Origin of the sequence: Cyclobacterium xiamenense (genome assembly GCF_042140265.1) — a bacterium.
GTDB classification, from domain to species: domain Bacteria; phylum Bacteroidota; class Bacteroidia; order Cytophagales; family Cyclobacteriaceae; genus Cyclobacterium; species Cyclobacterium xiamenense_A.
Genome location: NZ_CP159481.1, coordinates 4,489,906 through 4,503,822, shown reverse-complemented (window position 1 = coordinate 4,503,822; position 13,917 = coordinate 4,489,906). Strand labels below are relative to the sequence as shown.

At 50.1% G+C, this 13,917-nt stretch carries 14 protein-coding genes; 6 read left to right on the top strand and 8 right to left on the bottom strand.

Annotated features, from left to right (window positions below; translation table 11 throughout):
• Positions 1-8: 8 nt before the first annotated feature.
• Positions 9-1,274 carry a Gfo/Idh/MocA family oxidoreductase gene (locus ABWH99_RS18410; RefSeq protein WP_375583277.1) on the bottom strand — a complete coding sequence of 422 codons (1,266 nt, stop codon included), beginning with the start codon at positions 1,272-1,274 and terminating at the stop codon, positions 9-11.
• 168 nt (positions 1,275-1,442) lie between these two features.
• On the opposite strand from ABWH99_RS18410, the gene ABWH99_RS18405 reads away from it, so the two are divergent.
• Positions 1,443-1,673, top strand: a complete 231-nt coding sequence (locus ABWH99_RS18405) for a hypothetical protein (protein WP_375583276.1) — start codon at positions 1,443-1,445, stop codon at positions 1,671-1,673.
• Positions 1,674-1,684: 11 nt separating this feature from the next.
• Entirely contained in the window at positions 1,685-1,897 is a 213-nt protein-coding gene (locus tag ABWH99_RS18400) for a Rho termination factor (RefSeq protein WP_375583275.1), read from the top strand.
• A 7-nt stretch (positions 1,898-1,904) separates the two neighbouring features.
• Here the strand turns inward: ABWH99_RS18400 and ABWH99_RS18395 are convergent, their stop codons facing one another.
• Entirely contained in the window at positions 1,905-3,419 is a 1,515-nt protein-coding gene (locus ABWH99_RS18395) for an IS1634 family transposase (protein WP_375583274.1), read from the bottom strand.
• Between the two features lie 122 nt (positions 3,420-3,541).
• On the opposite strand from ABWH99_RS18395, the gene ABWH99_RS18390 reads away from it, so the two are divergent.
• Positions 3,542-3,628 carry a Rho termination factor N-terminal domain-containing protein gene (locus ABWH99_RS18390; RefSeq protein WP_375586596.1) on the top strand — a complete coding sequence of 29 codons (87 nt, stop codon included), beginning with the start codon at positions 3,542-3,544 and terminating at the stop codon, positions 3,626-3,628.
• Positions 3,629-3,634: 6 nt separating this feature from the next.
• Here the strand turns inward: ABWH99_RS18390 and ABWH99_RS18385 are convergent, their stop codons facing one another.
• The 6 genes from ABWH99_RS18385 to dnaG form a co-directional block, all read right to left on the bottom strand.
• Entirely contained in the window at positions 3,635-3,877 is a 243-nt protein-coding gene (locus tag ABWH99_RS18385) for a hypothetical protein (RefSeq protein WP_375583273.1), read from the bottom strand.
• Between the two features lie 51 nt (positions 3,878-3,928).
• Complete coding sequence (locus ABWH99_RS18380; protein ID WP_375583272.1) at positions 3,929-4,435, bottom strand: VOC family protein; 507 nt, start codon at positions 4,433-4,435, stop codon at positions 3,929-3,931.
• 82 nt (positions 4,436-4,517) lie between these two features.
• Positions 4,518-5,309, bottom strand: a complete 792-nt coding sequence (surE, locus tag ABWH99_RS18375; protein ID WP_375583271.1) for a 5'/3'-nucleotidase SurE — start codon at positions 5,307-5,309, stop codon at positions 4,518-4,520.
• Positions 5,309-5,959: a hypothetical protein gene (locus ABWH99_RS18370; RefSeq protein ID WP_375583270.1), complete on the bottom strand. Its 651-nt coding sequence runs from the start codon at positions 5,957-5,959 to the stop codon at positions 5,309-5,311. The genes surE and ABWH99_RS18370 overlap by 1 nt, the downstream gene beginning before the upstream one ends.
• 79 nt (positions 5,960-6,038) lie before the next feature.
• The gene (locus ABWH99_RS18365; RefSeq protein ID WP_375583269.1) at positions 6,039-7,265 is read right to left on the bottom strand and encodes a bifunctional 3,4-dihydroxy-2-butanone-4-phosphate synthase/GTP cyclohydrolase II; all 1,227 of its coding nucleotides are present in this window, start codon (positions 7,263-7,265) and stop codon (positions 6,039-6,041) included.
• A 78-nt stretch (positions 7,266-7,343) separates the two neighbouring features.
• Complete coding sequence (gene dnaG / locus ABWH99_RS18360) at positions 7,344-9,275, bottom strand: DNA primase (protein ID WP_375583268.1); 1,932 nt, start codon at positions 9,273-9,275, stop codon at positions 7,344-7,346.
• A 183-nt stretch (positions 9,276-9,458) separates the two neighbouring features.
• On the opposite strand from dnaG, the gene ABWH99_RS18355 reads away from it, so the two are divergent.
• From ABWH99_RS18355 to ABWH99_RS18345, 3 genes are read left to right on the top strand one after another with little or no spacing between them, the layout of a single operon-like run.
• A complete protein-coding gene (locus tag ABWH99_RS18355) occupies positions 9,459-10,556 on the top strand; it encodes an Mrp/NBP35 family ATP-binding protein (protein ID WP_375583267.1) in 1,098 nt (365 codons plus the stop codon).
• A gap of 3 nt (positions 10,557-10,559) precedes the next feature.
• On the top strand, positions 10,560-10,808 hold the full coding sequence (locus ABWH99_RS18350; protein ID WP_375586595.1) for a NifU family protein: 249 nt from the start codon (positions 10,560-10,562) through the stop codon (positions 10,806-10,808).
• Positions 10,792-13,875, top strand: coding sequence for a M43 family zinc metalloprotease (locus ABWH99_RS18345; protein ID WP_375583266.1), 3,084 nt, complete (start codon positions 10,792-10,794; stop codon positions 13,873-13,875). The genes ABWH99_RS18350 and ABWH99_RS18345 overlap by 17 nt, the downstream gene beginning before the upstream one ends.
• Positions 13,876-13,917: the final 42 nt, after the last annotated feature.

Here is a 13,917-nt window from a genome sequence, read left to right as displayed (position 1 = left end):
AGTTGCATTTAGATGGTATATGGCGCGCGCATGGGTTGATCGATTAGTCGGTTGGCGCCTTCGTCGTTAATAAACTCCTGCTTATCCGGATCAAACTCCAGACTTCTGCCCAGGCGAAGGGCCACCAGTCCCATGTTTACCAGCGTACAGGAACGGTGCCCGTTCTGCTCGTTAAGAGCAAATTTCTTCCGATTTTTCACCGCATCTACAAAGTCCGTTACCTGGGGAGCAGGATCCGGAAACTGCGCCAGTTTGCGTTCCATATTCGGGATATCCGATTTGAATCCCCGGTAGAGTTTTCCGTTGGGACCTTCTATGTAGGGGGCTTCGGTCGTGCCCTCTCCGTCCAGAATGATCTGGCAACCGTCGGCATAGGTATAGGTGATTTTTCGCCAGGTGCCCACGGCATCCGGGTGCTGCTGGGGTGCATCGATTTCCACCTTCACCGGATTGGTATCGTCCTTGCCCAGAAAATACTGAATGGGGTCCATGTAATGCTGTCCCATGTCTCCCAGGCCGCCTCCGTCGTAGTCCCAGTAGCCGCGGAAGGTGCCATGGGTGCGGTGCTCGTGGTAGGGCTTGAAAGGGGCAGGCCCCAACCAGCGATCGTAATCCAGTTCCCGGGGTACGGGCATGGTATCCAATCCGGTCCTTCCTACCCAGTAAAATTTCCAATCAAAGCCCGTCAGCTTGCCCACGGTTACTTTCAGTGGCCAGCCCAACATTCCCGAATCCACCAATTTTTTGATGTTTTTCACTTCCGTATTCATGCCGTAAAAATTGGCATCGAAGCGAAACCAGGTGTTCAAGCGAAAGATATTCCCGTGCTGCCGGATGGCTTCTACGACCTTTTTTCCTTCCCCGATGGTGCGCGTCATGGGTTTTTCGCACCAGATGTCCTTGCCCTCGCGCGCGGCATCTACGGCCATGATTCCGTGCCAGTGCGGGGGAGTGGCAATATGAACAATATCCACTTCGGGCAATTGGATCAGCTCCCGGTAGTCCGAAAACGTTTTTACACCCTGGCCCAGCGTTTCCTGTGCAATGCCAATGTGCCGGGTATCTACGTCACAAATGGCCACGGTCTTGGTTCCTGCGTACTTGAAATGACCCCTTCCCATGCCACCGACCCCAATAACACCCTTGGTCAGGTGGTCACTGGGGGCCAGATAGCCTTTTCCCAACACGTGTCGGGGGACAATGCTGATGCCTCCCAGGGCCAGGAGACTTCCCTTAAGAAAGCTTCTTCTTGATTTTTTTGAATTATCGCTCATATTTCTATAAAATTTTTTCGAACTATTGCTACGTGAATATATTTCCTTGGGAAAGGATAAGCAAATAAAATGGTACTTCAGGTAAAATTTTCCTGTGAAAAAAGTTCTTGGGGTCTTTTTGGAATGGTTTTGGATTCCTGTTTGGTAAAAGGAAAAAAGTAAAAACCCATGATGACGAAAAAAAACACACAGTCCGAGACGGGGGATTTCGAAGACAATAGTTTTCAACGAGCCCAGGAAGAAGTCAGAGACGGGAAGCAAGCCGCTACTGACAAACCTTCCAGCAAGAAAAAGTCTACGGAAGAAATGAAAAAAGCGAAGGATGAACTGATGCGTGCCAAAGAGGCCGACAAGGAATGGAGCAGTGAAAGCGATCGGTTCAGAAGAGATAACGCCTAACCAACACGATCATGCCAACTGAAAAACGTCCGCAAATCAAAAACGAAGAACAGTACGAGGCCCTGAGGGAAAAGGGTTACGGCAAGGAAAAAGCCGCCCGGATTGCAAATACCCCGGATCGGGTGGCCGGTAAAAAAGGAGGAAGTGCATCTCCCTATGAAGAGTGGACCCGAAAGGAATTGTACCAGAAAGCGCGTGAAATTCCTGTTTTGTGCAACGCATGACCCAAGATTAAATTTCCAAATTTAATAACCATTCCTGCTCGTTCGTAGGCTTTAGGATTTTGGTTTTAGTCTCTTTTGATTTTGGTAAGGTATAGCTCAGCTGCTTTATTTCCTTGATCTCGTTTATGGCTTTTTCGGGAGATAGTCTGATTTGGTTAATAATGATAAGCCTTTCGAGTTCTTTATATACCGTGTAAGCTGCAAAACAAATACAAATGTGGGCCTCTATCCGGTTTCTGAGCCTGTGATAAACCGGTCGGATTCTTAGGTCTGTCTTTGATATTCTAAAGGCTTTTTCTATTTGCCATAGCTGTGAATATTGGCCAATAATCTCCTCCCTGCTGAGCAGAGTGTTGGTTATATATCCTTTCAGCCCATCCCAGATTTTATCGGCATTATATTTCTGATAATCAATGTTCACGCTGGCTTCTCCTTCCAATCTAAGGTATTTGTTGTACCCTCGGTTGTTGATGTGTTGCTTGCTGATCTTTCCGGTTTTTACTTTCGATTCCAGTCTTTTCAGCCCCTTTTCCCGGTTTTTTTCATCCTTTTTAGCCCTTCCTGCTGAATAGCTGACAATCAACCTCCCGTTTTTTGATTTTATTTCTTGTGGCCTGCCTTCGGCTACCTGAAGGGCAATTACTTGCTGTTTTATGACTTCCGTCTCATTTTTCACTCTTCCTCCCAGTATGTATTGGTAACCATGTTCTTGCAAAGCATCAATATTGGCTTGGGATAACAGGGCCGCATCTGCAACTACTATGGGTGTGGCGATATCAAACTTCTTTTGAAAGTTCTGGAGTACAGGTATTAAAGTTTTTGTCTCCGATGTGTTCCCCTCAAAGATTTGATAGCCGATGGGATAGCCATTGTTACTGACCAAAAGTCCGATCATGATCTGGGGATGCTGATGCTTGCCGTCCTTGTTGAAACCCGGAATCCGGTAATCATCGGGCTCTGAGGCCTCAAAGTAAAGGGTAGTCATGTCATAAAAGACGACTCCGATACGACCATCCAAAAGCTTTTTGGTGTAGTTAAAAGTTGTTTTCTCGATAATAGGTTTCAGACTTTGATCCACCTGGTCAAGAAAACGATAAATAGAATAGACACTGACATCTACTTTTAGATGTTTCTTAAAGTACTCAACGGTCTTTAGCTTGCTTCCAGGATAAACCAACCGACACAAAACGAGATTTTTAAAATAATCGAGTGACCCGCCCTGCGGGAAGCCTATTTTTTGGTATATCCTGCCTAAAACAAGTTCTGCTCCAACCTTCTGCAAATGGTCGTTTGAGAGGCTTTCTACAAAACTTTCTACTACCAGATCATCATGTTCAACAAACAGCGCAGAAACACCTTTCAAACGTTCAATTTCATTGTTAGCAAGCAATAAAAGCAGTTCTTCTTCCCTCTTGGTGTGGGCAATGCCCACCGTTTTGATCAATTTGTTTTTCCGCTTAACCTTTCGGACAATCTGAATGCTTACCGAACCACTTCTATTCTTGTTCTTTCTAACAAACATAGGCTAAAAATAGCCCCGCATGACCCAAAATTCAAATCTAAAAATCGTAAATAACTGAAAATCAATAGATATAAAAAAGAGCGATCACGTCGCGCACAAAACAGGAGTGGACCCGAAAGGAATTGTACCAGAAAGCGCGTGAAATTGGGCTTTCGGGCATCAGTAAGCTTCGCAAAAGTGAATTGATCGAACGACTCAGGAACCACTGATCAGGCTTACTTTTCCTGCTCCCTTTCGGCGTTCCTTTTTTTTACCGCCCGTCTCCAGAAAAAAATCAGAACGATTATGATGGCCGGAAGGATGATAAAAATCACCAGATTGCTTGTATCGCTCAAGTCCACGGGTCCCCGGGGCTGAGGGATGTCGGGCTGCATCTGTGCTAAGGCAGGAGCGTAGGTAAGCAGCGAAAACAGCCCGGTGAGCGAGAGGAAGGGTGTGGTACGGAATAGGTATCTCATGTCCTTACCAAAACAAATAATACGCCAAACTCGACACCGGGTGCCGAATTTTTATTCCGTTAGTTCCCTCAGTAAGCCTCTCAGGTCCAGTTGGCGGGTATACATTTCCAGGGAGCCGTCTGGTTTTCTTGGCCACTGATCTACCGCCCTGTCCCAATACAATTCCACCCCGTTCTTATCCGGGTCGTCCAGGTACAGGGCTTCGGATACCCCGTGGTCGGCCGCTCCTGTCAGGGGATACCTTGCCTGGAGCAGGCGCTGAAGAATAGCGGCAAGTTCCTTTCGGCTCGGATAGAGAATGGCCGTGTGAAACAGGCCGGCGCTGTTTTTGGGAGCTGCCGTTCCGTTTTTGCTGAACCATGTGTTTAGACCGATGTGGTGGTGATATCCGCCGGCCGAGATAAAAGCAGCATCTTTGCCATAGGTACGCATCAGGTCAAAACCCAGGAGTCCACAGTAGAATTCGAGCGATCGTTCCAAATTCGTTACCTTTAGGTGCACGTGCCCGATTCGGGTACCGGCGGGCAAGGCATAGGCATCGTCTGGGGTAGCTTCCAAGGGTTTTACGTTTTTTGTTACTTCAGGGATTTTTTGGACAAGCAGTACGGTTCAGGAAAATAGCAGGTGTTGGCGACCGGTGTTAGATGTTCGTTTTCAGGCCTTCCCAATCCCAATCGTCGTTTATCTGCGCGATGGCATGGTGTGCGGTCATATCAAATTGGCAGGGGACCACGGCGGCATAGTTATTGGCGATCGCCCATTCGTCGTTGTCTTCTCCTTTGTCAAAATTGACGAAATTACCTGCCATCCAGAAATATTTTCTTCCGTTGGGGTCGTATCTTTCTTCAAAGTCTTCCTGCCATTTGGCCCGTGCCTGCCGGCATATTTTGATCCCCTTGAGCGGCTCGTTTCTTTTGGGCGGGAAATTCACGTTTAAGGCCACTCCCTTGGGTATGCCAAATTCGAGGACTTGCTTTGCTATCTGGTACACGTAATTCTCCACGTGAGAAAAATCTGCATGCGAGCCATAGTCACACAAACTAAAGCCAATCGAGGGGTAACCTTCTATGGCTCCCTCGATGGCGGCGGACATGGTTCCCGAGTACAAGACACTGATGGAAGTATTGCTTCCGTGGTTGATCCCACTGACGATCAGGTCGGGCTTTTTGTCTTTTAAAACGTAGTGCTTGGCCAGTTTGACGCAGTCTGCCGGTGTCCCGCTGGATTTGTAGGCCAACACGTCCTGAAAAATTTCTTCCTCCGACAGGCGGAGGGTGTTTCCAATGGTGATGGCGTGTCCCATGCCCGACTGGGGGCTGTCCGGAGCCACTACCACTACCTCTCCCAATTGCTTCATTACGTCGACGAGTACCCGAATTCCCCGGGAGGTGATCCCATCGTCATTGGAAACCAAGATTAACGGTTTTGTCATTAAGAATTCTCTTTAATTTGGTTGTAATAGGCCGTAATCCGGAGCAAATCTCCGCGCTTATCGTGCGAAAGCCTGTTTTTTCTCATGTAAAGTTTCACCTCGGCGGAACGGTCATCCATGAATTCGTTGAACAACTCCCGCTTTTTCTGGCTGTACCGGTAGATTTTCTGGTCCCGAAGGAAGAAAAACTCAAAATCCAGCCGGTTAAACCCCATTCCCATGGGCATTCCCCACATGGGGTTCATGTACATGCCTCGCATGCCCATGGTGTTGAAATTTCGGTTATCTACCGTGATAAATTCCCTACAAAGCAAGGTGATGTCTTCGCCCTCGGTCAGTAATTCGAAGAAAATCGGTGTTTTGTAATCGGAATTCAGCGCATAGGGCAGGCTGTAAAAGACCCGTATACCTCCGTAAATTTCGTCAAAAATTTCAAAATGGCTGATGGAGGCGGAACTGAAGGTTTCCATTACATTTGACTGCACCTGCACAATATTCGCTTCCAGGTCGTATTTAACTTTCCCTTCATGGATTTGGCCCGAGCTTAGAAATACCTTACCGTCGTGCCAGACCTGCGAAGGAAACTCCTGAGCAAAGGTGCCGGAGGAAATCAGTACCAGTAGTACCAATGAATAGATGGCTCGTTTCATAACTGTGTTGATTTTTGTTTCTACCCCCTGATACGTAATTACTGTACGGTTTGTTGAAGGATTTCTACCAAGAGCCCGTTTACTCCTTACTCTGTGAGAGGATTTGATGGCCCATTTTATCCCGCTTGGTTTGCAGGTACCGCTCGTTGTGGGGGTTGGAGGTGATCTCCAGCGGCACGGTATCCACAATCTCCAGCCCGTACCCGGATAGCCCCACGCGTTTGGTAGGATTGTTGGTGATCAGCTTGATCTTGCTCACACCCAGGTCCCGCAGTATCTGTGCGCCTACCCCGTAATCCCGTTTGTCCATGGGGAAACCCAGGGCCAGGTTGGCCTGCACGGTATCCATCCCTTTTTCCTGCAACTTGTAGGCCTTTAGCTTGTTGATCAGGCCGATGCCACGTCCTTCCTGATTCATGTACAGAACCAGTCCCTTTCCGTTTGCTTCCACCATTTTCATGGCCTTGTGCAGTTGCGGACCGCAATCACAGCGGCAGGAACCAAAAATATCCCCTGTAATGCAAGAGGAATGTACCCGTACCATGACTTCCTCGTCGGGTTCCCAGCTGCCTTTGATCAGGGCCATGTGAATCTCATCCGTATTTGTCTGCCGGAAGGCGATGAGGTCAAAATCACCCCATTCCGTGGGCATTTCCACCCCGATTTCCCGCCTGATCAGGGATTCGTGTTTGAGCCGGTAAGCGATCAGGTCTTTGATGGAGACCAGTTTCAGGTCAAATCTTTTGGCTACCTCTATCAGGTCCGGCAATCGGGCCATGCTCCCGTCTTCGTTCATGATTTCGACCAGCACACCCGCGGGTTGCAAGCCGGCCATGCGCGCCAGATCAATCGCCGCTTCCGTGTGGCCGGTCCGGCGCAAAACACCGCCCCTTTTGGCTTTCAGCGGGAAAATATGTCCGGGTTTTCCCAGCTCTTCCGGCTTGATGGAGGGGTCAATCAGCGCTTTGATGGTTTTGGAGCGGTCGCTGGCTGAAATACCCGTGGAGCAGCCGTGTCCGATCAGGTCCACGGAGACGGTAAAAGGTGTTTCAAAGGCCGCGGTATTGGTGCCGACCATCAGTTCCAGGCCCAACTCTTCGCAGCGGTCCTCGATCAGCGGTGCACAGATTAGACCCCGGCCATGGGTTGCCATAAAATTGATGATCTCCGGGGTGACCATCTCTGCCGCACACACAAAATCTCCTTCGTTTTCACGATCTTCGTCGTCCACGACGATGACGATCTTTCCATTTTTGATGGCATCTATGGCTTCCTCTATCGGATCTAATTGAATGGTATCGGTCATTTTATTCGTTCTACGCGATAAATCAAGTTGCAAAATTACGATTAATTATTTTCTTAACCGTTTTTACAAAATTTTAGTTTAGTTTTTGGAAGGAATCACGTTTCCCAGTTCCCGGTCAATTTTGGTTGTTAACTGGGTAATTTCCATGTGAATCCGCAGCAATTCCTCCACATCGGATTCCCCGGCAACTTTGATTTTTTCCTGCACTTCCAGGCGCATCTTTTTAAGGTAGGCGCTCTTGAGGCGAAGGGAAGTACGGTAGGTGGTCGCCGACAAATCATCTGTTTCCCGGTGGGTGAATATTTGATGCCTTGATTCCCAATTTGCGGATATTTCCCGGCTTTGTGCAATCATGTCTACCACCGTTTGTTTGATTTCCCCGTCCTGGATTTTCAAAAAATGATCAAATTTCGGCAATATGCCCTGAAGAAGGGCTTGTTTGTAATGCTCCAGAAGTTTCTGGTACACCGGGGTGGAAAATTCCAGTTCCCTGATTTCCTCCAGCAGGTATTCGCACACGTGCATTTCGTCGGAAACTTTCTCGAAGCCATAATTGATCAGGATACGGATCAGTTCCCGCTCTTCCTTCTGCTGCCGGGGTCCGGGTTTTTCCTCCAGGGCCGGGTCGACGGGTAGCAGGTCTTCCACAGGACTAGGCAGGCTTTCGCCGGACTGCCTGGCATCCTTCGAACGGGTTTTTAGCAACTGCCGATTGAGTTCTGCCAGCAACAGGTCCTCTTCCATGGACAGCAAGCGGGCCGATTCCCGGGCATAGACGGATCGGGTGATCGGATCGGGTATCCGGGCAATGCTACTCACCACCTCTCGGATGGCGGCGGCTTTTTTTATTGGGTCGTTCTCCGCATCGCGGGTAAAAAAATCAATCTTAAACTGTATAAAATCCTTGGCTTGCGATTCGATAAAGCGGCGGAAATCGGCGGCTCCTGATTTTCGGGCGAAACTATCGGGGTCCTCTCCGTCCGGGAATACCACCGTTTTGACGTTCAGCCCGCCTTCCAGCAACAGGTCGACGCCCCGCAGGGAAGCTTGTATACCGGCCGCATCTCCGTCGTACAAAACCGTCACGTTGTCGGTAAACCGTTTGATTAGCTTGATTTGGCTTTCGGTCAGCGAGGTGCCCGAGGAAGCAGCCACGTTTTCTACTCCGGAAAGGTGCATGGAAATCACATCCGTGTAGCCCTCTACCAGGTAACAATTGTCTTGCTGCCGGATGGCCTGCTTGGCCTGGAAAATCCCGTACAGCACGTCGCTTTTGTGGTAGATCGCCGTTTCGGGAGAATTGATGTATTTGGGTTGTTTTTTATCCTGCGTCAGGATGCGGGCGCCAAAGGCGATGGTTTTGCCGCTCAGGTTGTGGATGGGGAACACCACCCGGCCCCGAAATCGGTCGTAGTAGTTGTCGGGGTTGTTTTCCCGTTCCAGAATCAGGCCTGCTTTTCGCAGAATTCCGGTTTCAAACCCGGATTTCCTTGCCTGTACCAGTAGCCGGTCCCAACTGTCCATGGCATAGCCCAGCTGAAATTTTTCGATAATGGCCGGGGTAAAACCCCTTTCCTTGAAATAACTCAGACCGATGGATTGTCCTTCTTCCGTGGTCAGGTTTTGCTGAAAAAATTCCCGTGCAAAATTCAGGGCGATGAAAAGGCTTTCTTTCTCGTTGTAGGCCTGCAGGGCTTCCGGGTCCGTATTATTGCTTTCTTCTTCGATTTCTATCCCGTACCGGTTTGCCAGGTGGCGGATGGCTTCTACAAACCCGATACCCTCGATGTCCATAATGAATTGGATGGGATCACCCGCCTTACCGCAGCCAAAGCATTTGTAGATTTGTTTGGCGGGAGAGACCGAAAAGGAAGGGGTTTTTTCCTGATGAAAAGGGCAGCATGCCCACAGGTTTTGCCCTTTTCTCTTCAGGGTAACGTAGTCGTTGACTACTTCTTCAATGTCAACGCGTTCCCTGACTTTTTCGGTGGTTTCATTGGAGATGGCCATAGGTAACTATCGATCTACAAAGATAGGGTTAATCGGTGAAAGATGGTAGGTACATAACTTTTCTCGAAAAGAAACTATTTATCTACGGCGAAAGTTGACATAACGAAGGACGTATTACCTCCGGTTTTAATTTTAATAAACGGCAGATTACCCCTAAATTGCAGGAAAATCAAAAAAACAGGAATGACCCTTTCTAAAGAGAATGTATTAAAAGCGCTAGCAACGGTAGAAGATCCGGATTTGAAAAAGGACCTGGTCACTTTAGGAATGATTCAGGACCTGGAGATTACAGCCGATCAGACCATTCGTTTCAAGGTGGTATTGACCACACCCGCTTGTCCGCTCAAAGAGCTTATTCGGATGAACTGTGAGGAAGCCTTGAAAAAAGCCTTTGGAGAAGAGGTGTCGACCGACATATTCATGACGTCCAATGTCACCACCATCCGGGACAATGCGCCGCTTTTACCCAAAGTACGAAACATTATTGCGATAGCCTCCGGCAAAGGGGGAGTGGGAAAGAGTACCTGCTCGTCGAACCTGGCCGTTTCACTGGCCCGGTCGGGTGCCCGGGTAGGCTTGATTGACGCCGATATATTTGGACCCTCCGTACCTACCATGTTTAATGTAGAGGGCGAACAGCCCGCTGTGAAACAAGATAACGGAAAAAACGTTATCCTACCCATAGAGCAATACGGAGTCAAATTGATGTCGATTGGATTTCTGACGCCCGCAGAGAGTGCGATGGTGTGGAGAGGCCCCATGGCCAGCTCGGCGCTAAAGCAGTTTATCGGCGATGTGGATTGGGGAGAGTTGGATTACCTGTTGATCGACTTGCCTCCCGGGACTTCCGATATTCACCTGACCATGGTGCAGACCGTGCCGGTGACCGGTGCGGTCATCGTGACCACGCCGCAAAAAGTAGCGCTGGCAGATGCGACCAAGGCGCTTACCATGTTTCAGCAGGCTCAGATCAACGTTCCGGTTTTAGGAGTTGTGGAAAATATGGCTTACTTTACACCTGCTGAATTGCCGGAAAACAAGTATTACATTTTCGGTGAAGGGGGTGGTAAACGCCTGGCAGAAAAATACAACGTGCCTTACCTGGGTGAAATACCGCTGGTACAGGGCATTCGGGAAAGTGGCGATAGCGGCTATCCTGCGGTGATGAAAGAGGGGTTGATCGCGGAGGCATTTGGCAATTTTGCCGAAAATGTCGCCCGACAGGTAGCCATCCGGAACGCGGAAATGAGTAAAACAGAGGTAGTACAGATAAAAGTATAGATGATGCTGGAACAATACAAAGATCAAATCGAGCTTGCGTTGGATACGATCAGGCCCTATTTGGAAGCGGATGGAGGGAATGTCCGGGTAATCGGGCTTTCGCCCGAGATGGTTTTGCAGCTCGAGTTGACCGGTGCATGCAGTTCCTGCCCCATGTCCACCATGACCCTGAAAGCAGGCGTAGAGGAGGCCATCAAGAAAGCGATACCGGAAATCACCAAAGTGGAAGCGGTCAATGTTGAAGTGGCCTGATGCGGTTCCTGTAATGGCAAAAACGAACGGTCAAGCACTGATACGGATAGCGGTATCAGTGCTATTCTTTTTTCTGGGGTTTGCGGATAGGGTATCCGGGCAAGTTTCCCTTCCACTATCGGAGGAGCACGTTCATTCGGAGCGCTGTGGAGCCGTTTTTATCGAAAAGAAACAAGCCGATAAACTCGGCTATTTTGGTTCAAGGGGCTACTTTGAAGGCTGGCTGGACGACAAAAAAGAACAACTCCGGGAAAGTTCCCGGAACAGCCGCCGACAGTCGGAGGGGCTTCGTCAGATTCCCGTCGTCGTGCAAGTGATTCACAAAGGCGAGTCGGTGGGCGCGGGTACCAATATCACCGAGGCCCAGATTTTGGACCAAATCCGAATCATCAATGAAGATTTTCAACAACGAAATCCGGATTTTTCCAATACACCCAGCGAATTTTTAGGCGTAGCAGCGAGCCCCAACCTGGAGTTTGTTCTGGCCAGGCAACGTCCCGATGGCTTGCCTACGAACGGTATCAACCGCGTGCAGGGACCCAAAGACGAATACAGTTCCCGGGATGCAGCCTTGGTTGCCGATATGGTGTCCTGGCCACCGGAAGAGTACCTGAACATCTGGGTGCTTCCGCTGGTACCCACACAATTGGGCTATGCCAGTTTTCCCGTTTCCGACGAATTGGACGGGCTGACCAATCCGCCCACCTTCCGTGAAATGGATGGAATCGGGATCGACACCTTCCATTTTGGAAGCGTGGGGAATGTGACGGAAAGCTCCAGGGGACGGACCGCCACCCATGAGTTGGGCCATTTCTTTGGCCTGCGACACATCTGGGGAGACGGGGGCTGTGAAGTAGACGATTTTGTGACGGATACGCCCCTGCAAAACGGATTCAATGCCGTTTGCTCGCCCACTCCCCGGGAAACCTGCAATTCCCGGGACATGGTGGAAAATTTCATGGACTACACCCCCGATCGGTGCATGAGTTTGTTCACGGCCGGTCAGGTGGATCGCATGGAGGTAGTATTGGCCTTCAGTCCGCGAAGAAATTCCCTGCTCAGCAGCCGGGCCCTGCAAGAGCCGGAAATGCTCGATTTGGATCTGGCACTCGAAAAATTTCTATCTCCGGTGGGCTTCAACTGCTCCGAGCAGGTACCCACAAAGGTCCGCGTGCTCAATACCGGATTGTCCACCATCACCTCTGTAGAGCTTGAATTGGCCTTAAACGAGCAGGTTTTGGTCCGTCAGACCTTTGCGCTCAGCCTGGAATCGGAAGGTCAGGCCGACCTGACATTCGATCCGGTACTTTTTCCGGGATTGGAAAACAACCTGGAGGTCAGCATCTCTCAAGTCAACGGTGCAACCGACGGCAATCCCTTTAACAACCGGATTCAAACCATCGCGCGGTTGGTTCGCGAGGAAGATTTACCCTACGACTATCCGGGTCACCTTGCCCAGACCGGCTGGGACATCCTCAATCCCGACAATGCCATTACCTGGCAACCCATTACCCGCCTGCTCGACGGAACGCAGCAAGACCTGTTTTACGTCAACAGTTTTAATTACAACGGAAGCGGGGAGTTGGACTACCTGATCAGCCCCCGTTTCGATCTAAGCAATCTCCCGCGACCGCAGCTGTCGTTTGAAATGGCTTATGCACCCTACGACAATCCCAGCCTGCAGGAGAATCTGTTGGTAGCCATTTCTACCGATTGTGGCAACACCTTTGACCTCTTGTCCGCGGCATACAACAAAAGCGGTGAGAGCCTGGCTACCCAGCCAGAAACCCTCAGTGAATTTGTGCCGACCAACTCCGGGCAGTTTCGGAAGGAGATCATCAACCTGTCTCCCTATGCGGGCAATCCGGACGTTCGGATCGCATTCGTTTCCATCAATGGCTTCGGGAACAATCTGTATATCAAAGATATTCGGGTGGAGCCGGAGGAGATTTTTACCTACGAATTTGCCCTGAATTCGCTGCAAAACCCACTCCCCGTGGTGGGCCGGGACCAGAGAAGGGAACGGGTACTGGTTCAAAATACCGGGAACCTGGACATTGAGCGGTTTCGGGTGGTACGCACCCTCAACATCAGCCTCACCGACACCCTGGTGGTGGAGGAGGAGCTGCCGGCGGGCACCTCGGCGACGGTGGTGCTGCCCAATACCAATCCACTACGCCTGGGACTCAACCGACTGGATTATGTCTTGCGGGACCCCAATTTTGATCAAAACCAACCGGCAGCCGACGAGCTGCGGCAGTACCTGGTCTTTGACAGCACCCGGGTGCGTAGTCCCTGGAGGGCGAATTTTGACCGACCGGAGCAATTTGAGGAATGGGTGAGCATCAATCCGGAATCGAATCAACTGGCCTGGGATACCTATGCCGAAAGCAACGGGGAAAGCGAATTGCTGGTGCTTACCCGAATGGAGCCCGACAATACCTATTGGCTGGCTTCCCCGCAGTTTTCGCTAACAGGCACTTCCCGTGCCGGCCTGTTTTTTGATTGGGCCGGGGCCGGGTTTACCCAACAGGAAGGCTCCCTTTCCCTGTGGATCAGTACAAACGGGGGTCTCAGTGGAATTCAGCTGTGGGAACAAAATGGCGATGCCCTGGAAACGCTGCCCGGGCCTCCGGGTGTGTTGCCGGAGTCGAAGGAATCCTTTACCTCGGCCTTTATCAACCTGAACAACTATGCGGGCTTGGAAGATTTACGCCTGTATTTCAAGGTAGAAGGCGTGCGGCGTCCGGAAGCCGTCCTGTACCTGGACGATATCGAATTGTTCTTGTCGGACAATCCGCAGCCGGTGGTGCCGGATTCTGATGAGCTGCTGCTGTATCCCAATCCGGCTAACGAAGTGTTCAATTTGGCATTTAACCTGGAAGATTACGAGGACCTGCGCGTACAGATTTATACCACCTCCGGGCAATTGGCCTGCGATAAGCTGTTTCCCAGTACCCTTAACCAGACGTATTCCTTTAGCAGGGCGCTGTTGGGGCCGGGATTTTTTGTCGTGAAAATTACCGGAGATCGTTGGACCCAGGTGAAAAGATTACTTATTCAGTGATACCAAACCGTCGACGCCCACGTTTTATGGTAAAAATACCCG